The organism is Paenibacillus sp. FSL M8-0228, assembly GCF_038007385.1.
GTDB classification, from domain to species: Bacteria; Bacillota; Bacilli; order Paenibacillales; family Paenibacillaceae; genus Paenibacillus; species Paenibacillus polymyxa_D.
In genome coordinates this window covers 208,841-230,262 of record NZ_JBBOXA010000001.1, presented here as the reverse complement: position 1 = coordinate 230,262, position 21,422 = coordinate 208,841, and the positions used below count along the sequence as shown (strand labels likewise).

Below are 21,422 nucleotides of genomic sequence, written 5' to 3'. Positions count from 1 at the left end.
CCTCCATATGAGAGCAGGCCAAACTCGGCAAGCTATCTTATGGAAGAGTCGTATGCAACTTTTACTTACTTTTGTTTTTCCGTTAATGTTCTCACTTTAATAGGATGCAGATTCGCCTCGATTTGAGCCCGCTGCGGTTCATACCACTCTGGCAGCATTAATTTCTGCCCCATAGATTCAGCAGGTTCATCGTTAGCAAATCCCGGTGGATCTGTAGCAATTTCAAATAATATGCCACCCGCTTCTCTGAAATATATAGCATTAAAATATTGGCGGTCTATGATTGTGGTCGGCTGATAGCCATAATGCTGGACTGCGCTTCTCCATTCTTCATGTTGTTCGAAGTCTTTTGCACGCCATGCAATGTGATGTACCGTGCCTGCTCCACCAAAGCCTAGACCTATTTTGGCGAGTGGGACATCCACGATGTTGCCGATTTCTCCTACGGACTGATAACGCGCATATTCGGCGTTTTCAGCGATTTTCGTAAATCCGAGTATGCTCTCCAATGCATCCATCGTTCTCTGTGGATTGACACTAAATAGCACGGCACCTCCAAACCCCTTAATTGCTTTATCGGCTGAAATGCCACCGTAAGACCAAGTACTATTCGCTCCCTCTTCACGTTCAACAAGCTCAAGACGTAAGCCCTCATTATCCTCAAATTGAAGATATTGTTCAGAAAAACGGCTCGTTTTCGTAACTTGAATATCAAAGCTTTGCAAACGATGCTGCCAAAAATCAAGTGAACCTGGGGGTACCACATACGAGGTTATGCCCACCTGACCACCTCCGATTCGCCCTTTGGGAGTTCCTGGTGCAGGAAAAAAAGTAATGATCGTTCCAGGACTCCCTGCATCGTTGCCAAAGTACAAGTGGTAAACCTCAGGAGCATCGAAGTTGATTGTTTTCTTCACTAACCGAAGTCCAAGAATACTTGCATAGAAATCGACATTTGCCTGCGGATTACCAGCAAAAGCCGTAATATGATGGATACCTGTAGTTTGAAGCGACATATGAAACCCTCCTTTAATCGTAGAAACCTTTATTTTTTGTTGATGATGACTTTTAATGACCTAACCATCATGTTTTATCTAAGTATTGCATCAATGGAATATGAACCTGCTCCTGTCAACGCAATACCGATTACAACTGCAATAAGAACTAGCGGATATTCATAGCCATTAGCCGTTGCCCAGATCCCGTTTTGGCCATGTACCTTGAAAATTGCTCCGAGCATAGTCGCCGTAATCAAAAATGCAGCCAGTGGAGTGAGCAGTCCTACAGCAAATAGAGCTCCTCCCAACAATTCCATCAACCCAGCAGCCACTGCCATGAACACCCCGGGCTTAATGCCAATCGATTCCATCCAACCGCCCGTACCCTTTGGACCATAGCCGCCAAACCACCCAAAAAGCTTCTGCGCTCCATGCCCCACCAATAACAATCCAACCACCAAACGTATCAATAACAATCCACTTGCCAACATAAAAATCACTCTCCACATTATATTATTCTAAGATATTTAATTTAGAGATATTAGACGAAATTAAACTTATTGTTTAGCGATTTGAGCCTGTTCCTTTTTCAGTTTTTCAGGCGTAACATCGTCTCCATTCGGATCATAAATCGTAGCATTCAAGAGAATGCTTTGTACAGAGCCCCGAAAGATTTGAAGGTATTCTTTACGAAGATCCGTTTGTTCCATTTTTTCAATTTCAGTCAACCCAACTTCTTTCGCTTTTTTTGCAAGCTGATTAATTCTTTCTAAAATGGTAATCATGTATATACCTCCCTATTCAAAATTTATGATCACTTTTATCTTTAATTTATTTATCTCGATATAAAGATATAATACTTTTCTATCCGTGTCAATACTTTTTCGAAAAGAAAAGCAGCCAGATCACTTAGAGACACCTTTAAGCTACAAGTTGTGTAAAACCTTTCAACTCAATTACTAGAGCCATAATAAAAAGCCACCAACCAGAATCACGGGCTGATGGCTTTCTTGTCTTACTCAAATGGAGGCGAGGGGAGTCGAACCCCTGTCCGAAGATAACGACACATAAGCTTCTACGGGTGTAGTCACAGTTTTGATGTCACCCGAGTATCGCCCCGTAACCGGCTTAATTTGGGTCAGCTGGATTAAGTATTAATAGTTCATTAAGCTTTACATTAATGCGTCGAGTAACTTCACCAATCGTGATATCATATTCTCCAACACTTAGTGGATATATCCACTCATCTTTTCCATAGACGATTCCCGAGTAGGTAAAGGTATTGTCTGCTCTTCTTATGGACAGATATGGATTTGACAAGGGTTTACCCTCAGCATCTTTGAATACGAATTTAACAAATCCACCGTAGCCAACCAGGTTAAAATCAGCTGTTTCATAAACACTAGAAGTAACACTCACATCTGATTTGGAACTTTTAATATACCCATTGGCAAAGGCATTCAACGTATATTTTCCGGAAGGAACCGAGAGAGTATATTCCCCATATACATCGGTCGTAGCTGTCCATAATTGATTGTACGTACTAGCAATTACCGTAGCTTGCTCCACTGGATAGCCATCAACTCCACTCACCTTACCTTTTATTACACTTCCAGCTTTAGAGTTCATTGGGTCAAAAATGTATAATTTATTTAGTTCAACATCAACAAGACGAGTGACTTCACCAATTGTAACGTTATATGTCCCAACACCTAAAGGATAAACCCATTCGTCTTTCCCATAAATTACTCCTGAGTAGACGGTGCTATTATCCATTCTTTTTATAGATATCATTGGATTTATTAATGCTTTGCCATCAGTATCTTTAAATACTAATTTAACAAATCCACCATACCCCACCAAGTTAAAATCAAATGTATCATACGCACTTGAAGTCACACTTACATTTGATTTTGAATTATCTACATAGCCATCTGCATAAACGCTTAATGTATAAATTTCTGAAGGAAGTAATAGTGTGTATTTCCCATACACATCCGTAGTCACCGTCCAAGATTGGTTATACGTGCTAGCTGTTACGGTAGCATACTCCACTGGCATACCCTCAATACCGTATACGGAACCTGTAACACTGTGGACAAGTTCATCACCAGGGAAATTCACCTCAACTGGTATGAGCTTATCATCAAGTGTACCATCACCTAACTGTCCATAATCGTTGCCGCCCCAAGCCCAGACCGATCCATCTTTTTTTATTGCTAGTTGATGACCGGGGTATTGGGCGTATGTTTTAGATATTTGAGTGACATCTGTTAATTCAACTGGAGTTACTTCAATTTGATTAGTGAATATGTCTTCTTTAATTAATACAACTTTCCCATCTGACTTCAATGCCATTCCATTTGATATAGCTACAATGTTATCTAGATTTTCAACTTGTGTAGGAGTTGATCTATAGTCATCCCAAACCCAGACAGTCCCATCCGCTTTAAGTGCCAGTGTAGCTAATGTAGAAATATTAGCGAGTGCTTTTACATTTTCTATTCCTAAAATTTGTGTTGGTGTGGTCTGATAATTTGAACCATTAACTAAGTATCCCCACTCCCACACAGTCCCATCTGATTTGACAGCTTTTGATTTTTCATAACTACCTGTGATAGAAATGACATTTGACAAATTTTTCACTTGAACTGGAGTATATTGATCAACATAAGATCCATCCCCCAAAATTCCATATGCGTTATAGCCCCAAGTCCATACTGTTCCATCTGATTTTAAAGCCAGTGAATGATGACTTCCAGCTGATATAGAAATTACATCATGTAGATTATGTATCATTACAGGTTTCGATCTGTAAGTATTTGTTCCGTCGCCTAGCTGACCTTCGCTGTTATATCCCCAGGACCATACAGTTCCGTCTGATTTCAAGGCAAGCTGAAAACTATTCATCCCACCAACAACTTTCGTTATTTCACTCACATTTGGAATCTTCACTGGAATTTCAACAAAGTTAGGGTAACCAACCAACTCGCCTCTTTCGTTCAACCCTGATCCCCAACCCCATACAGTTCCGTCTGATTTAACTGCATATGACCTGAGGGAGTCAGCTGCAACATTAATGAACTGATGTGAAGGATTAGATGCAGATATTTCGTTGGACGAAGCATAGACAAAACCTGAGTTATTAGAAGTCATCATAAATAACATTAAAAGTACCATGGTTATCAATCTAAATTTTTCAAACAGGTTAGACATCTCTCTCAGACCCCTTTTAGTAGATTGTGCAACTCAGTTATGAATTAATTTAACGGTTACTACTACTTAGTCGGTAATGGCAACACCTCTTCACTACAAAATCAGATACCCCAATATTCCCACACGATAAATATTCTGTCAAAATATTTTGTCGTCCTAGCTATATCACCTTATATCTGAATCTATCGTATTCGATGGCAGAGAAAATAGAAGCCATCGAGCCGAAGTGGTCCTCCCTTTTCGAGTCCACGAGAAAAAACGGACACCGAATGGTGTCCGTTACTGATACTACGTATGGAGGCGAGGGGAGTCGAACCCCTGTCCGAAGATAACGACACATAAGCTTCTACGGGTGTAGTCACAGTTTTGATGTCACCCGAGTATCGCCCCGTAACCGGCTATACGTTGGGTCAGCCTGATTATCTTCTTCAGCTCACCGCAGGCGGAGATGAGACAGCGTATCCCACTATTTGTTAGCCCCTATCCCTGTCACATGGGCGATGCAGAGTAGAAGCACGCACACAGTTTCTTAGGCTGCGAAAGCGTAGTTGTTTTGTTGTTTGCCGTTTAATAGGCTTTAGCGTTGATGAAGCGGACGCGTCCCCACTACCCGCTACCCATGCTCGAACTATCCCCGTCGAATCCATAAACGCCCCCTTATTATAAAAGGGCTCCACGGATAAATCCGGAAATACCGGAGCATAAGCATGCATAATACCAAAAGCTGAATTCTAAGATTCAACACTCGAACAAAGTTAAAAGCTTTAAAACTGACTACTTCGTTAGTATACCATATTACAGGTCATTACGAAACGAAATGAAGCCATTTAAGCCTTATAAAATAGCACCATTAGAGGAACAAGTAACTTCTCCACGTAATTTGTACCATAACTAATAATACAATAACTTATCTCGCAATTTTCTGCTTCTCACGTAAAGCACGTTGGATATCACGTTGTGCATCGCGTTTAGCGGCAGCATCACGTTTATCATACTGCTTTTTACCTCTACCCAGTCCGAGCAAAAGCTTGGCATAACCATTGCGAACATAAATCTTTAACGGAACAATCGTGTAACCTTCCTGTTTGGACAGACCGATAAGCTTGCGAATCTGCTCTTTATGCAACAGCAGCTTACGCGTACGCGTCGGATCGGTAGGATTATTACGATTACCTTGCTCAAAGGGACTGATGTGCATATTGTGAATATGAATTTCGCCATTACGGATCGTAGCAAATGCATCACTTATATTGGAACGACCATTTCGCAGAGACTTAATTTCCGTTCCCGTTAATACCATGCCCGCCTCGTAGGTGTCCTCAATAAAATAGTCATGGGAAGCTTTTTTGTTCTGGGCGAGCACTTTCCCGTCTGCCTTCTTACCCATGAATACCACTCCTTATGAATAACGTAATTCACTCTTGAAATCCAGGCATCAAAATCTGGCTACATAGAGCCACCTAGAAATATATTGTAACAAATTTCAGATGGTAAAAGCAAGAAGGGGCAAGCCTTCTACATTTCTAACTAACACTAACATCACACTTAAAACAAGGCGGCTTCTATCCGTTACTGCAGACAGAAACCGCCTTTATACCTAAGTCGCATGATTAGTTTCATACCCTGCCACGAAAGAAGACTCCTGCCTTCTAGCAAGCAAGTATAGCCACCTACTTCTTCTTTTTCCGCACAAAGCCAGCGGTGCTATTGCCGCCACTTCCGCCCTTATTCTTCCGTTTGCGTCGTGCTGCGCCTTCACCGTTTGGTCTGGCATCACTTCCTGGTGTAGCTGCTCCGCCGATGAAAATACCGCTGGCAGACGTCTTCTTCCGTCGCTTGCTTGCCCCGGATGCTGGCGAGTTATACCCGCCCTTGCCACTGCCAAAGCCGAAGCTGCTAGCTGAACCAGCTCCTGCCCCGTTCCCACCGCCGCGCCCTGAACGGCCTGCGGTGCTAATGCCTCCGTTACCTGCGCCAGCCTCTTTTGGCTTCCCGGTAACATCACGACTGCCTTTACCCTCTTTGCCAGTCTTATCCTTGCCGCCCTTGCGGTCACGCCCTTCTCGGCCTTTGCCTTTACCACTGCTCTCGCCACGCGCAAAGCCTCCGCCCTGTCCTGTACCGCCAGTCCGTTCACGGCGTTGCCGTTGCTTCATATCGACAAGTTCAAAGTCAATTGTGTAATCTTCCATATTTACACGCGCGACCCGAACCTTAACCTCATCTCCAATGCGGAACACCTTGGAGGTGCGTTCGCCGATCAACGCCATATGCTGCTCGTCAAAATGATAATAGTCGTCCGTAAGCGCACTCAGACGCGTCAGACCCTCCACTGTATTGTCGAGCTCAATGAACATTCCGAAGCTGGTTACACTGCTGATGATTCCCTCGAATTCCTCGCCGACCTTATCCAGCATGTACTCAGCCTTTTTCATCTGCTCTGTATCACGCTCTGCATCCACAGCTACACGCTCACGCTCGGAAGATTGCTGCGCAATATCAGGCATACGTGCAGTCAAATATTCCTGACGTTCGGCTGTTAAAGCCCCGCCATTCTCCAATACCTCACGAATGACACGGTGAATCACCAAGTCAGGGTAACGACGAATCGGCGATGTAAAATGAGAGTAATATTCCGCTGCTAGTCCAAAATGACCTGTCGACTCCGCATCATACTTTGCCTGCTTCATCGAACGCAGCATCATGGTGCTAAGCACGGTTTGCTCCTTCGTACCCTGAATGTCTTCCAGCAACGTTTGCAGTGCACGCGGATGAATGGAATTCCCTCTACCTTTGATCTGATGCCCAAAATTAGCTGCGAAAGCCATAAAGTTTTGCAGCTTCTCTGGATCTGGGTCCTCATGAATCCGGTACAAGAAAGGTACTTTGAGCCAATGGAAATGTTCAGCTACCGTTTCATTGGCCGCCAACATAAACTCTTCAATAATTTGTTCAGCTATCGTACGATCCCTCTTCACAATATCGACAGCTTTACCTTCATCATCAACAATCACTTTGGCTTCATCAAAATCAAAATCAACTGCACCTCGGCGCATTCGATTAGCACGCAGCTTCAATGCCAATTCCTTCATCGTGCCGAATACATCAACCAGATCCTTGTACCGTTCCATCAGTTCAGCATCTTCCTCTTCGAGGATTTTGCGAACGTTAGTGTACGTCATCCGTTCCTTCGTTTTAATTACACTGGTGAAAATATCATGCTTTACAACCTTCATATGCTCATTGAATTCCATCTCACAGGATAAAGTCAGTCGATCCACCTGTGGATTCAAAGAACATATTCCGTTTGAAAGTCGATGTGGAAGCATAGGAATGACACGGTCAACCAAATACACGCTACAACCGCGGTTATATGCCTCCTGATCCAGCTTGGAGTTCTCACGCACATAATACCCTACGTCGGCAATATGAACGCCCAGACGGTAATTTCCGTTCGGCAAGCGCTCTACATTTACAGCATCATCCAGGTCTTTGGCATCCTCACCATCAATGGTAACAATGATCTTATCACGCAGATCGCGCCGCCCCTGACGTACAATCTCTTCTTCCGTAATCGCGTCGGGAGCATTCTCGGCTTCCTCTGTCACTTCATCTGGAAAAGCTTCCGGAAGCTGATGCTTGCGAATAACGGACAAAATGTCAACGCCTGGATCATCCTTATGACCCAAAACCTCCAACACTTCGCCTTCTGCCGCAGCTCGTCCTTCTGGATAGCTCACAATGCGCACAACGACCTTTTGCCCGTTCACAGCTCCGTTGAAGCTATCCTTTGGAATGAAAATATCCCGGTTAATGCGCTTATCATCCGGCAAAACAAAACCGTATGCTTCGTGGCTCTGAAACACGCCTACTACTTGAAGTACTGCGCGCTTCACGATCCGCACAACTTCGCCTTCTAATCGGCCACCCGCAGGTCCCTTCGACGTCACTCTTACCAGTACCGTATCTCCATTCATCGCACTCTTTAAGTCGTTAGCATGAATATATACATCCGGGTGCTCCCGGTCCTCTGGAATCAAAAAAGCAAATCCCTTGGCATGAGCCTGCAAACGCCCACGCTGCAAATCCATCCGTTCCGGCACGCCATAACGGTTTGTGCGGGTCAGCAGAATTTCCCCCTCTTCCTCCAAGGCATTCAAAAGCTTAAGAAATTCACGGAAATCTTCGGCATCCTTAATATCAAAGTGCTGCTCCAGCTCCTGGTAAGTCATGGGTTTGTATGCGGTCTCGCGCATAAAATCGAGTAGTTGTTGCTCTGTTATCATAATATTGTCCACCTCGGGTGACCTTTAATTTTCAGTAATAAAATCCGCATGTCCTTGTTCCTTGCTCCTGATACAAGGCTCTTAATATACTCATACCCTAGTATACACGAATTTAATCGACGGCATCCCTGCCTGTCCAAAATCTAAAAAAAGCCCCCGTTTCCCGCGAAACGAAGGCTTAAGGTACATATTTATCTTATTTTGCAAAAAATGCAACTAAAACAGAAACGATCATGAAACCCGCACCCAAAACAGCAGTTGCGCGTTGTAAAATCAAATCCATACCGCGAGCTTTTGTCTTGCCGAACAGATGCTCAGCACCGCCAGAGATGGCACCGGACAAACCTGCGCTTTTCCCCTTTTGCAGTAAAACAACCGCAATAACAGCAATCGAGAACACAACGAGCAGCACTTTCAAAAAGATTTCCATGAAAAATCCCACCTCCTGAGCTTATACATCTGTTTTGCAAAACAACACAGCCTCTTTTATGAAAACATGTACATATCATGTTATAAATAGCCGGAAATTAACGCAAAACACTATTTTTATTCTACCACAGCTTCCAGTAGATAACAACAGCTATAGCAAGTCACTCAGCCATTAAGCCTTTGCAAAGTTATAAATTCTCATACACATCCATAATAACAAAAAACAGACCTGCTCGCGGTGGCGAGTAGGCCTGTTTTATTCATGCGTAAAAGCTTTGAGCGTTCAGACTTCGTGATCATAAACCATGAGTCAAGAGACGCCATCAGCATTTTTGCGCAATATTATTTTTTCAGGTTGTAGAAAGATTTCAGGCCGTGGTATTGAGCCAGTTCACCCAGTTGATCCTCAATGCGGAGCAATTGGTTGTACTTCGCAATACGGTCAGTACGGGAAGGAGCACCTGTTTTAATTTGGCCTGCATTTGTTGCAACAGCGATATCAGCGATTGTGCTGTCTTCGGATTCACCGGAACGGTGAGAGATAACAGCTGTGTATCCTGCACGTTTAGCCAATTCGATAGCATCGAATGTTTCAGTCAGCGTACCGATTTGGTTTACTTTGATCAGGATGGAGTTACCGATGTTTTCATCGATACCTTTAGCCAGACGCTCTGTGTTTGTTACGAACAGGTCGTCACCAACCAATTGGATTTTGTTGCCCAATTTTTCAGTGAGCAATTTCCAACCTTCCCAGTCATCTTCGGAGCAACCATCTTCAATAGTGATGATTGGGTATTTATCAACCCAAGAAGCAAGCAGGTCAACGAACTCAGCAGAAGTGAAGGATTTGCCTTCGCCTTCCAAAGTATATTTTCCATCTTTGAAGAACTCAGTGGAGGCAACGTCCATACCGAGGAATACGTCAACACCTGGTTTGTAACCAGCTTTTTCGATCGCTTCGATAATAGTGGACAGAGCTTCTTCGTTAGATTTGAAGTTAGGAGCAAAACCACCTTCATCACCAACAGCTGTGTTCAAACCTTTGGAGTTCAGTACGGATTTCAGGTTGTGGAAGATTTCTGCGCCTACACGCAGAGCTTCTTTAAATGTAGGAGCGCCTACAGGCAGAACCATGAACTCTTGTACGTCAACGTTATTGTCGGCATGAGCGCCACCGTTAACGATGTTCATCATTGGTACTGGCAACTGTTTAGCATTGAATCCGCCTAGGTAAGTGTACAGTGGCAAGCCCAGAGCTTCAGCAGCAGCGCGAGCTACAGCCATGGATACTGCCAGAATTGCGTTTGCACCCAATTTACCTTTGTTATGTGTACCATCCAATTTGATCATCAGCGTGTCGATTTCTACTTGGTTCACAGCATCCAAGCCGATTACTTCAGGAGCAATAATTTCGTTCACGTTTTTAACAGCTTGCAGAACGCCTTTACCCAGGTAACGGGATTTGTCGTTATCACGAAGTTCTACAGCTTCGTGAGCGCCTGTGGAGGCACCGGAAGGAACGATAGCACTACCGATAGCACCGGATTCCAGATATACTTCAACTTCAACCGTAGGGTTACCACGGGAGTCGAGGACTTCGCGAGCGTACACGTCAGAAATAATAGTCATTTGTACTTAATCTCCTTTGTGAATCATGATTTATTGGTCAAGCCTATACTTATTAAATCAAGCTTACTTGCGGGATGCAATCATAGATTTTCCTGTCATTTCCGCAGGTTGCGGAAGTTGCATCAAATCCAGAAGCGTTGGAGCTACGTCAGCCAATATTCCATGCTCACGCAAAACGATATTTTCGTCAGTCAAAATGAACGGAACCGGATTCGTTGTGTGAGCTGTGAACGGACGTCCCTGCTCATCAATTTCCATATCCGCGTTACCATGGTCGGCAATGATAATAACCACGCCACCTTTGGCTTTAACCGCATCTACAACACGTCCAACACATTCATCCGTCGTCTCTACCGCCTTAATCGTTGGCTCCAGCATACCGGAGTGTCCAACCATATCCGGATTGGCAAAGTTCAGGATAATCGCATCATGCTTGTCGGCTTCGATTTCCTTAACAGCAGCATCCGCTACTTCATACGCACTCATTTCCGGCTGCAAGTCATATGTAGCCACTTTAGGCGAGTTGATCAAAATACGAGTTTCGCCAGGAAGCTCCACATCACGTCCGCCACTGAAAAAGAAAGTAACGTGCGGATATTTTTCAGTCTCAGCAATACGCAATTGCTTCTTGTTGTTTTGAACCAACACTTCACCAAACGTGTTATCCAGATTTTTCGGTTCGTAAGCTACAAAGCCCTCAACCGTTTCGCTGAACAACGTCAGGCAAACAAAGTGCAAATCTTTAGGCCATTTCGGGCCACGGTCAAAACCACGGAAGTCCGCGTTTGTAAATACCTGAGACAGTTGAATCGCACGGTCAGGACGGAAGTTGAGGAAGATAACAGAGTCATTGCTTTCGACCAGCCCTACAGGACTTCCGTCAGCCTTCACAATAACAGTTGGCTCCACAAATTCGTCGAACACTGATTTTTCATACGATTCTTTCAATGCTTCCATTGGATCTGTGTATTGAGGTCCTTCTCCGTATACGATTGCACGGTAAGATTTCTCTACACGTTCCCAACGTTTGTCGCGGTCCATAGCATAATAGCGTCCTTGTACAGTCGCAATTTTACCTACGCCCACTTCTTGAATTTTAGCGATCAGCTGCTGCATGAAGCCTACGCCGCTGTCTGGCATAACGTCGCGTCCATCCATGAAAGCATGAATGTACACTTCTGTTAGGCCTTCTTTTTTCGCCAAGTCCAGCATAGCGAACAGATGGCTGATATGGCTATGCACGCCGCCGTCGGACAGAAGTCCGTACAGGTGAAGTTTCGTGTTGTTCTTCTTGGCATGTTGCACTGCTTTAACCAGTGTTTCATTGTCGTAGAATTCACCTTCACGGATGGACTTCGAAATACGAGTCAAGTCTTGATATACGATACGGCCTGCGCCGATGTTCAAGTGACCCACTTCAGAGTTACCCATTTGTCCTTCCGGCAAACCTACTGCTTCGCCAGAAGCCGTCAGCGTCGTATGAGGATACTGTTGTAAATACCGGTCGTAATTCGGTTTGTTGGCCTGTGCAACCGCATTGCCTTCCACGGTGTCACGCAGTCCGAACCCGTCCATAATAATTAAAGCTACCGGTTTTGGTGCTGTCATCTTACTTCGCCCCCTCAACAAGCGCGATGTACGACGCCGGTTGAAGACTGGCACCGCCCACGAGCGCGCCGTCGATATCGCTTTGACCCAGGTACTCAGTAACATTTTCAGGTTTTACACTACCACCATACTGAATACGTACAGCATTTGCTGTATTTTCATCATACAGCTCTTTAATCAGACTGCGGATATAGGAAATCACTTCATTCGCATCCTGCGAAGTGGAGGATTTGCCTGTTCCGATGGCCCAGATTGGCTCATAAGCAACAACTACTTGTGCAGCCTGATCCTTAGCCAAACCAGCAAAAGCTGCTACAGTTTGCACTTTTACAACTTCTTTGGTTTGTCCAGCTTCACGATCTTCCAGCTTTTCGCCTACACATACGATTGGAGTCAGGTCATGACGGAATGCCGCATGAACCTTTTTGTTCACCGTTTCGTCTGTTTCATTAAAATATTCACGACGTTCGGAGTGTCCGATCACAACGTAGTCTACGCCCAGATCTTTCAGCATTCCGCCGCTAATTTCACCTGTAAATGCACCATCTTCTGCAAAGTGCAGGTTTTGTGCGCCAATTTTAATAGACGTGCCTTTTACTGCTTCAACCAGAGCAGGAAGATTCGTAAATGGTGCGCAAATCACGCTTTCCACTCCTGCAACCTCTGCTTTGCCTTTGATCTCTTCGATGAAAGTTTTAGCTTCTGGTACGGTTTTAAACATCTTCCAGTTACCCGCGATAATCGGTGTTCTCAATGGTTTCAACTCCTAACTATTAGGTGCCCTAAAGCTTTATTCACGCATAGTGCGTTTGATTATTTATCGTTCAGTGCAACAACACCCGGAAGTGCTTTGCCTTCCATAAATTCCAGAGATGCGCCGCCGCCAGTGGAAATATGATCCATCTTGTCAGCCAAGTGGAATTTTTCAGCCGCAGCCGCAGAATCACCGCCACCAATGATGGTGTATGCTTCAGTTGTTGCGCAAGCTTCCGCTACTTCACGAGTACCACCAGCGAAAGGCTCGATTTCAAATACGCCCATTGGTCCGTTCCATACAACCAGTTTGGAGTTTTTGATTACATCTGCATAGATTTTACGTGTTTTCGGTCCAATGTCCACGCCTTCCCAAGCTGCAGGAATGCCGTCGATATCCACAATGTCTGTGTTCGCCGTAGCGCTGAAATCGTCAGACACAACAATATCTACCGGAAGATAGAAGTTTTTGCCGAGTTTCTTCGCTTTTTCGATAAATCCAAGAGCTACGTCCAGTTTGGATTCATCCAGCAAAGATTGACCCACTTCATAACCTTGAGCTTTGAAGAATGTATAAGTCAAACCGCCACCAATGATTACGTTATCTGCAATGTTCAGCAGGTTGTCGATCACGTCGATTTTGTCTTTTACTTTGGAACCGCCGATAATGGCTGTAAAAGGACGATCTGGATTCGACAGAGCTTTACCAATAACAGACAATTCTTTTTCCATCAGCAGGCCGGAAACAGCCGGAAGAATATGAGCGATACCTTCAGTGGAAGCATGAGCACGGTGTGCTGCGCCGAATGCGTCATTCACGAAAACGTCAGCCAATTCAGCAAATTGCTTCGCCAACTCAGGATCATTCTTTTCTTCTCCTGCATAGAAACGTACATTTTCAAGCAACAGCACGTCGCCGTTTTGCAGTTCAGCCACTTTCGCTTTAACAGCTTCGCCTACCGCTTCGTCCACTTTAACTACTGGCTTTTTCAGCAGTTCAGACAAACGTACGCCAACAGGAGTCAGACGCATGGATTCAACAACCTGACCTTTTGGACGTCCAAAGTGACTCGCCAAAATAACTTTTGCACCTTTTTCAATCAGGTAGTTAATGGTTGGCAAGGTTTCACGAATACGCTTGTCATCTGTAATTTTACCGTCTTCAACCGGAACGTTAAAATCTACACGAACAAACACCCGTTTTCCATTCAGTTCTATATCACGTACGCTCTTTTTGTTCATCTCCATATTCCTCCGCACCCTTATAATTTTACGAAACAGGAATTTAAGGCACATTTTGATATATAAAGAGCGGAAACAATAACCTGTTTCCGCTCTATGATGTTGCTAATAAGAAAGTTCTTATTATTTAGCCAGTTTAGCGAAGTATTCCAACGTGCGGATCAATTGTGCAGTGTAGGACATTTCGTTGTCATACCAAGCTACAGTTTTCACCAGTTGTTTGTCGCCGACAGTCAGAACTTTAGTTTGAGTTGCATCGAACAAAGAACCGAAAGTGAGGCCTTTGATGTCGGAAGAAACGATTTGATCTTCAGTGTATCCATAAGTTTCAGGATCGGAAGCTTCTTTCATCGCTGCGTTGATTTCTTCAGCAGTTACGTTTTTCTCCAGAACTGTTACCAACTCAGTCAGGGAACCTGTAGGTACTGGAACACGTTGAGCCGCGCCATCCAATTTACCTTTCAACTCAGGGATAACCAAACCGATTGCTTTAGCAGCACCAGTTGTGTTAGGAATGATGTTTTCAGCTGCTGCACGAGCACGACGGAAGTCACCTTTAGCATGTGGAGCATCCAAAGTGTTTTGGTCGCCAGTGTAAGCATGAATTGTAGTCATCAAACCTTCAACGATACCAAATTTATCTTGCAGTGTTTTAGCCATAGGAGCCAGGCAGTTCGTTGTGCAAGAAGCACCAGAGATTACAGTTTCAGTTCCATCCAGAATTTCATGGTTTACGTTGTAAACGACAGTTTTCATGTCGCCAGTAGCTGGAGCGGAGATAACAACTTTTTTAGCGCCGCCTTTCAAATGTTTCTCAGCAGCTTCTTTAGTTGTGAAGAAACCTGTGCATTCCAGAACGATGTCTACACCCAGGTCTCCCCAAGGCAGTTCTTCAGGGTTGCGGTTAGCCAAAACTTTAACTTCTTTACCGTTTACTTTGAAGAAGCCATCATGTACTTCTACTTGTCCTTGGAAATTACCTTGTGTTGTATCATATTTCAACAAATGTGCCAACATTTTGGAATCTGTCAAGTCATTGATTGCTACTACTTCAATACCTTCCACGTTTTGAATCCGACGGAAAGCAAGGCGTCCAATACGTCCGAAACCATTAATACCAACTTTAACTGTCATGAGTGAGTTCCTCCCAAAGTTCGTTTAGTTTAGTTTTATATATTCAAGACAGACCCGAAAGCCTGTCAAGACAACACGATTCATAAATCCTATATTAATCATTTAAATAACGACTTACAATCTCAACAGCAGCGCCTTCGTCGGTGACCAGAATGTCTTCTTGCCCGAAACGCAGTACCGCATGAATAGCGGCCGCCTTGTTCTTGCCTCCAGCTACACCTAGAACCGTATCGGTACGCCTAATGTCCTCCAATCGGAGTCCAAGCGTCAGCATTCTGTGAACAACGACGCCATCTTCGTTAAAATAATAACCAAACGATTCGGCTACCGCCCCTTCACTGCTGATCTGGGCAAAGGTTTCGGGATCAAGTTTACGTCTATGTGCCATCGCTATGGCGTTGCCTATCCCGTGAATGATGATACGACTCTCGCGAATCAGGCTCAATATATCCTGAATGTTCGTATCTTCAAGCAAGGAGTTGTAAGCATGATTGCTGAGCAAATCCGGTACATGGAGCAGACGGTATTGAGCGCCGACCTTGCGAGCCATTGTGGAAGCAATTGTGTTGGCCTGCATTTCCATGCTTTCTCCCAAACCCCCGCGTGCCGGTACAAACCACCCACCCTTAAGGGGGCCATTAGAAGGCAATGCCAGTTGTTCCGCCACGTCTGCAATCGTCGTGCCACCTGTTACAGCGACCACATCCTCGTCGTCCATAACACTTAGCAACGCTTTTGCTCCAGCGCGCCCCAGCTCCTGCTTTGTTAACGGAGAAACATCCGAATCCCCTGGAACGACAACCACCTTCCTCAAACCATAGGCTTGACGAATCTGGTCCTCCAATTGGGACAGGCCGAACAAGTTATTCGCAATCGGCTCCAGCTGTTCCAGCAGATCCAGTCCTGCTTTGCTCACCTTCATGCCTACACTCTCAATCTCAATTAGCCCCTGAGCTTTAAGAAGATCGGTTTCGGCGCGCAACACGCGCTCGGTCATGTTCAGTGAAGCTGCCAGTGTTCTGCGTCCAACAACATCGGACAGCATAATCTGATGCAGGATCGTGTACCTTTTTTTCAAAACATCCATGAGGTCGGGCAGAAGCTGCTTCTGTATTTCTAATATCTTTCGCATGCTTTCCACTCCCGCACACTTCTAAGTTCTGTCTCTAACTGGTCTTAAAACGTCCCGGGATAACTTTTTAAGTCCCACGTATATCTTAACCAATATTTGCTCCATATGCAAGTCTATCTGAACCTATATTTCTCAACCATTTGTCTGAATATGCGCATTTAATAAAAGCTTGCAATTCACTGCTGTATATCATATAATCATCTTTGTTTCCAATTAGCTGTTTAATTAGTTAGTTGTTTGCATTGAATCAACTATGCGCCCGTGGTCCAACGGATATGACGTAGGCCTCCGGAGCCTGAGATCGAGGTTCGATTCCTCGCGGGCGCGCCATTTTAAATGAACGCTTAAATGCTTCTATATAATGTTTTAACCAATAAGAGCGCTGAGGGCTCTTTTTTTTAATCATTAGTTTGACTTTCTTTGACTTTTTGTTTGAAATTGTTTATCATGTGGTTAATACGGTAACAGTTTATAAATAAGGGACGTGTACTCGGCATGTCCACCAAATCCACTAACGATATTTAAGGGAGGTTTTTTGACGTGAGCTATGTTCCTATGGTAGTAGAACAAAGTAACCGCGGCGAACGCGCCTATGACATTTATTCCAGACTGTTAAAGGATCGCATTATTTTGTTAGGCTCGGACGTCAATGACGTTGTAGCCAACTCTATAATTGCGCAAATGCTGTTTTTGGCTGCCGAAGATCCTGAAAAAGATATTCACTTGTATATTAACAGTCCTGGCGGTTCCATTACAGCTGGTATGGCCATTTTCGATACGATGCAATACATTAAACCTGATGTATCTACGATTTGTGTAGGTATGGCGGCTTCCATGGGCGCGTTCTTGCTGAATGCAGGCGCCAAAGGTAAACGTTTCGCTTTGCCAAACAGTGAAATTATGATTCACCAACCTCTGGGTGGTGCACAAGGCCAGGCAACGGATATCGAAATCCGCGCACGCCGCATTCTGAAAATGCGTGATAAACTGAACCGCATTCTCGCAGATCGCACAGGCCAACCACTGGAACGTATTGAAAAAGATACAGACCGTGACTACTTCATGTCTGCTGATGATGCCAAAGAATACGGTATTATTGATAAAGTGCTAACTAGCTCCTCTCCAGAAGGTGTATAAGAGAAAAAATTTGCCTCTCGATAGCTGGTAAATGAAAAAGCTGCTCCGGATGTTATTATCCGGTAGGCAGCTTTTTTGCTTTATTGTTTTTTAGAGTATAGACAGTCCAACTTACTCATTTCTACTATTAAATCTGTCCCGCAAAAGGCTTTCCGCCTTGAGGCAGCAGTTGACCGAACGAGTAGGTAAACTCCGGAATTCCATACGCGTATGGCGCATAATCATACAAATCAAACACGATTGTTACTCCACTGTTCGTCACATAAAAATTCTGATCTGCCGCCAACTCTTTAAATTTACCGAATCCTTCACCAGCCTGAAGCGCATCGATTTTTTTCTTCAAATCAGCATTGAGGAACTTTTTGTAATTTGGATTCGCCTTCAATACGTCAGACAACTGCAGCAGTTTACCATCAGCGAGCGAGAACGTATATCCTTTACGTACCGTCATTCCATGTGCGCCACCCATATACGAGTAATCCTGCATAATCACACTTAGAATACCGTCCTTGTTATAGGCAATTGCAAAATCATTTTCGAAATCATATGGTCTTTCTGTTGTAGCCTCTCCCTCAGCCACCATCTTTTTGCCTGCTGCCAATATACCCTCTGCATGCTTTTTAAGCACATGGTTAATGGCCTGCTCTGCCTCAGGATTCAGCTGGCTGCCGCTGATTTGCGGATACTTAACTTTGTAAGATACCTTCGCATTACTCGAAGCTGGAAGTGTTTGAGACGCAATTGTGATCGGGTTTAGCTGACTTTTACTTAGCGTTACTGTCTTCTGAGCTGCGTTCCATTGAGCATCTATGCCTAGATAGTCTTTCAACAGACTCATAGGAATGTATAGCTTCCCAGCGATCTTGGCATCCATACTACGTGTATTGATTCCATTGACGTTGACGTAGGCATCCGAGGAAGAAGCCATAATGTAAAGTTTATTGTACCCGCTACCTACGGTATAGGTCGTTGCTTTCGCATCATAGCTTACTGGAATCCCCAAGCTGTCACGCAGTGCGGCCACCGGAATCATTGTACTCCCGTTCACTTGAACACCTTTAGCGGGCAACGTTTTACCATTCCATTGGATAGTGATTCCTGGTTGCTGTGTTGCCGCTTGCTGCTGTTTAATCGATGCTGCCTGGATATATGAAACGGGAACAGCTGCAACTCCTGCTAAAATCCCTGCTGCCAGCAGTGCTGAACCCCATTTTTTCGTATGCTTATTCATATTAAGTATTCCTCCTGTTATTATTTCTGTATTGTCTATGTGTAAATAATCACTTTACTTATTATATCTATACCCCATTGTATGTAGTTTACAATCTGTACACTCCCCGATTTCAATCTGTACACCTAATAACCCTTAGCTATGACAGACTCATTACAAAAAGGTTTCGGTATACAAAAAAAGCCAGCAAGCCAGCCTGCGCATGATGCAGGCCGCTTGTGGCTTCGTTTGATGATCTAATATTAGTTCATTTCGTATTGAGCCGACACCTGAACTTTCACTGTTACTTGCCCCGATTGTATGTCTGTCCCGCTACCTGCTAAATCCATGAGCGATTTTGACATGGCATTTTCACGTTGTGTAAAGACTTGTGCTTCTCCGCCATCTACCGTCACATTCACAAGAGCACCTAATCCGCGTTTGGCCGCTTTAGCTACAGCACTGGCTTTAGATTGTGCGCTTCCCAATGCTTTAGTAATGGCTTCTTCCTCATAAGTCGAAGGATCTTCCACCGAAAAACGAACATTATCTACGTTATTGGCTCCGGACTTGGTCGCCTCATCCAACAACTGACCTATTTTATCCAAATCGCGGTATTTAACGGAAAGTGTATGGTTGGCAGTGTAGCCTTTGAGCTTCTGCCCTTCTTTTTCGTTATAGGTGTAGTTAGGCTGTACATAAAACTGGCTGGTCTGAATGTCATCTCCGCTGATGCTCCACTTTTCTTTCAGCAGTTGTGTAACCTTGTTCAATTTTGTAGCATTAGCTTTTTGAGCAGCGGCTGCCGTATTCCCTTCCGATTGTACACCGATAGAGAGATAAGCAATATTGGGCTTTGCCAATACTTCCCCGCTTCCAATCACATTAATTACACCGTTTACCGTCGAAGCTGTTGACGCAGCATAAGCACGCTCTGCCCCTGTCCATAATCCTCCTGCTACTCCCCCTGCTATTAATGCACCTGTGAGAACTGCTGTGGCTACTGTTTTTGTCCAAAGTCTCATTGAATTCAGCCTCTTTCTAGTAAATGTTTGTACCTTCCAGACGGAAAAGACGGAAAAAGGTTGCAGCCAAGCGTACAAATTTCCGAAACAGAGCATGACCACGAGGATTTTCATTATTTATAGTTTGAACTTAATACGGCCTCTATATCCAATAAATCCACAATAAAACAGTTAGCTGAGGAGTGTTCGAAGGATTTTTTTCTGGATATAAAAAAAGCCCCAAAGGGGCTTTTCACTAAGATCATACACTATATTACAAGCAATTCTTTGTTTATTGATTTTCCAGCTCTACCTTACTAACCAGACTTACTAAAGCGTTTACAGCCTGTTCGGCATCCGCACCTTCAGCACTAATATTGATTTCAGTACCTGTGCTGATGGCAAGACTCATAATACCCATGATGCTCTTGGCATTAACCTTTTTGTCATCTTTTTCCACAAAAATCTCAGATGAATATTTATTCGCTTCCTGTACGAACAACGCAGCAGGTCTGGCGTGCAGTCCTGTTTTCAAACGTACGACTACCGGATGTTTTGACATGTCAGCTTACCCCCTCATCAAATAAATCTGGACACTACTTACTCCATTTTATTTATCACATTATAACATTAACCCGGGACAGACACTAGAAAAAAAACTAAAAAAACTGGGGCTAAAAGCCCCACCAACATTCTTTTTACGGAATCAGGCCATTTTCGCCCCTGATTTTGTCAGCCATCTCATCAATTTTGCGAAGCCGATGATTTACACCCGATTTACTCACGACCCCTTTGAGCATTTCCCCGACTTCTTTCAAATTCAAATCGGGATGAGCGAGCCGAACTTCTGCCACTTCACGCAGTTTATCCGGCAAGGTCTCCAAGCCAACTTCTCTCTCCAGCAACTTAATATTCTCAATTTGCCGGACAGCAGCTCCAATTGTCTTGTTCAAATTAGCCGTTTCACAATTGACAATACGATTCACGGAATTGCGCATATCGCGCATAATGCGTACATCTTCAAATTTGAACAAGGCTTGATGCGCCCCAATGATGCTAAGCAGCTCAATGATCTTCTCGCCTTCCTTGATGTAGAGAATAAAACCCTTTTTTCGCTCAATACAGCGAGCATTTAGATGAAACTCATTCGCAAGATCAACGAGTGCCTGACAATGCTCCTCATACATCGAAGAAATTTCAAGGTGGTAAGATGATCCTTCAGGATTGTTGACAGAGCCACCTGCCATAAAGGCGCCCCGTAAATAAGCTCTCTTACAACAGTTTTTCCGAACAATATCCCGATTAATCCCGTCAGTGAACAAGAAACCTTCTGAGACGATATAAAGATCCTTTAGCAGTTGTTGCACATCATTAGGAATACGGACAATGTACACATTATTTTTTTTCAAGCGCATTTTTTTCCGTACAAGCAGTTCGATATGAAGTTGAAAATGCTTCTTGATCAAGGAGTAAATCCGCCTTGCAATCGCGGCATTTTCTGTGGACACGTCCAATATCACCCTTTTATTCGACAGTTGTACGGATCCGAGCATACGTATGAGCGCAGATAGTTCCGCTTTCTCACAGCAGGACTGGCTTTCAATCATCGTAAGCTCTTTTTTCGTTTGTGCCGCAAAGGACAAG

Annotated in this window: 18 protein-coding genes, 1 tRNA gene and 1 other RNA gene; 2 read left to right on the top strand and 18 right to left on the bottom strand. The window is 44.2% G+C overall.

Annotated elements, in window-relative coordinates; all coding sequences use genetic code 11:
* Positions 1 to 65 precede the first annotated feature (65 nt).
* From MKY98_RS01020 to MKY98_RS00955, 14 genes are all read right to left on the bottom strand, one after another.
* On the bottom strand, positions 66 to 1,016 hold the full coding sequence (locus MKY98_RS01020; protein ID WP_069010178.1) for a ring-cleaving dioxygenase: 951 nt from the start codon (positions 1,014 to 1,016) through the stop codon (positions 66 to 68).
* 74 nt (positions 1,017 to 1,090) lie between these two features.
* The gene (locus tag MKY98_RS01015; protein WP_069010179.1) at positions 1,091 to 1,489 is read right to left on the bottom strand and encodes a DoxX family protein; all 399 of its coding nucleotides are present in this window, start codon (positions 1,487 to 1,489) and stop codon (positions 1,091 to 1,093) included.
* A gap of 66 nt (positions 1,490 to 1,555) precedes the next feature.
* Complete coding sequence (locus MKY98_RS01010) at positions 1,556 to 1,783, bottom strand: DUF896 domain-containing protein (RefSeq protein ID WP_069010180.1); 228 nt, start codon at positions 1,781 to 1,783, stop codon at positions 1,556 to 1,558.
* Between the two features lie 343 nt (positions 1,784 to 2,126).
* On the bottom strand, positions 2,127 to 4,214 hold the full coding sequence (locus MKY98_RS01005; RefSeq protein ID WP_208332763.1) for a carboxypeptidase regulatory-like domain-containing protein: 2,088 nt from the start codon (positions 4,212 to 4,214) through the stop codon (positions 2,127 to 2,129).
* A gap of 292 nt (positions 4,215 to 4,506) precedes the next feature.
* Positions 4,507 to 4,871: a transfer-messenger RNA gene (gene ssrA / locus MKY98_RS01000) on the bottom strand.
* Positions 4,872 to 5,121: 250 nt separating this feature from the next.
* The gene (gene smpB / locus MKY98_RS00995) at positions 5,122 to 5,601 is read right to left on the bottom strand and encodes an SsrA-binding protein SmpB (RefSeq protein ID WP_013308270.1); all 480 of its coding nucleotides are present in this window, start codon (positions 5,599 to 5,601) and stop codon (positions 5,122 to 5,124) included.
* 283 nt (positions 5,602 to 5,884) lie between these two features.
* On the bottom strand, positions 5,885 to 8,500 hold the full coding sequence (rnr, locus tag MKY98_RS00990; RefSeq protein WP_208332765.1) for a ribonuclease R: 2,616 nt from the start codon (positions 8,498 to 8,500) through the stop codon (positions 5,885 to 5,887).
* A 196-nt stretch (positions 8,501 to 8,696) separates the two neighbouring features.
* Complete coding sequence (gene secG / locus MKY98_RS00985) at positions 8,697 to 8,930, bottom strand: preprotein translocase subunit SecG (protein ID WP_013308268.1); 234 nt, start codon at positions 8,928 to 8,930, stop codon at positions 8,697 to 8,699.
* A 341-nt stretch (positions 8,931 to 9,271) separates the two neighbouring features.
* A complete protein-coding gene (gene eno / locus MKY98_RS00980; protein ID WP_013308266.1) occupies positions 9,272 to 10,558 on the bottom strand; it encodes a phosphopyruvate hydratase in 1,287 nt (428 codons plus the stop codon).
* 63 nt (positions 10,559 to 10,621) lie between these two features.
* On the bottom strand, positions 10,622 to 12,166 hold the full coding sequence (gpmI, locus tag MKY98_RS00975) for a 2,3-bisphosphoglycerate-independent phosphoglycerate mutase (RefSeq protein WP_013308265.1): 1,545 nt from the start codon (positions 12,164 to 12,166) through the stop codon (positions 10,622 to 10,624).
* 1 nt (position 12,167) lies between these two features.
* Entirely contained in the window at positions 12,168 to 12,920 is a 753-nt protein-coding gene (gene tpiA, locus MKY98_RS00970; protein WP_023986490.1) for a triose-phosphate isomerase, read from the bottom strand.
* 59 nt (positions 12,921 to 12,979) lie between these two features.
* A complete protein-coding gene (locus MKY98_RS00965) occupies positions 12,980 to 14,161 on the bottom strand; it encodes a phosphoglycerate kinase (RefSeq protein ID WP_029518988.1) in 1,182 nt (393 codons plus the stop codon).
* Between the two features lie 123 nt (positions 14,162 to 14,284).
* Complete coding sequence (gap, locus tag MKY98_RS00960) at positions 14,285 to 15,295, bottom strand: type I glyceraldehyde-3-phosphate dehydrogenase (protein ID WP_023986488.1); 1,011 nt, start codon at positions 15,293 to 15,295, stop codon at positions 14,285 to 14,287.
* A 94-nt stretch (positions 15,296 to 15,389) separates the two neighbouring features.
* On the bottom strand, positions 15,390 to 16,427 hold the full coding sequence (locus MKY98_RS00955) for a sugar-binding transcriptional regulator (protein ID WP_029518990.1): 1,038 nt from the start codon (positions 16,425 to 16,427) through the stop codon (positions 15,390 to 15,392).
* 255 nt (positions 16,428 to 16,682) lie between these two features.
* Here MKY98_RS00955 and MKY98_RS00950 point away from each other — a divergent pair.
* Together MKY98_RS00950 and clpP are read left to right on the top strand one after the other, a co-directional pair.
* Positions 16,683 to 16,757, top strand: a tRNA-Arg gene (locus MKY98_RS00950).
* A gap of 210 nt (positions 16,758 to 16,967) precedes the next feature.
* The gene (clpP, locus tag MKY98_RS00945) at positions 16,968 to 17,564 is read left to right on the top strand and encodes an ATP-dependent Clp endopeptidase proteolytic subunit ClpP (protein ID WP_013368815.1); all 597 of its coding nucleotides are present in this window, start codon (positions 16,968 to 16,970) and stop codon (positions 17,562 to 17,564) included.
* Positions 17,565 to 17,691: 127 nt separating this feature from the next.
* On the opposite strand, the gene MKY98_RS00940 is transcribed toward clpP, so the two are convergent.
* The 4 genes from MKY98_RS00940 to whiA all read right to left on the bottom strand — a co-directional run bounded on the left by MKY98_RS00940 (position 17,692) and on the right by whiA (position 21,421).
* Complete coding sequence (locus MKY98_RS00940; protein ID WP_341010605.1) at positions 17,692 to 18,795, bottom strand: PdaC/SigV domain-containing protein; 1,104 nt, start codon at positions 18,793 to 18,795, stop codon at positions 17,692 to 17,694.
* A 242-nt stretch (positions 18,796 to 19,037) separates the two neighbouring features.
* Complete coding sequence (locus MKY98_RS00935; RefSeq protein ID WP_069012121.1) at positions 19,038 to 19,799, bottom strand: SIMPL domain-containing protein; 762 nt, start codon at positions 19,797 to 19,799, stop codon at positions 19,038 to 19,040.
* 271 nt (positions 19,800 to 20,070) lie between these two features.
* Positions 20,071 to 20,340 carry an HPr family phosphocarrier protein gene (locus tag MKY98_RS00930; protein ID WP_013308257.1) on the bottom strand — a complete coding sequence of 90 codons (270 nt, stop codon included), beginning with the start codon at positions 20,338 to 20,340 and terminating at the stop codon, positions 20,071 to 20,073.
* Positions 20,341 to 20,476: 136 nt separating this feature from the next.
* On the bottom strand, positions 20,477 to 21,421 hold the full coding sequence (whiA, locus tag MKY98_RS00925) for a DNA-binding protein WhiA (protein ID WP_029518996.1): 945 nt from the start codon (positions 21,419 to 21,421) through the stop codon (positions 20,477 to 20,479).
* Position 21,422: the final 1 nt, after the last annotated feature.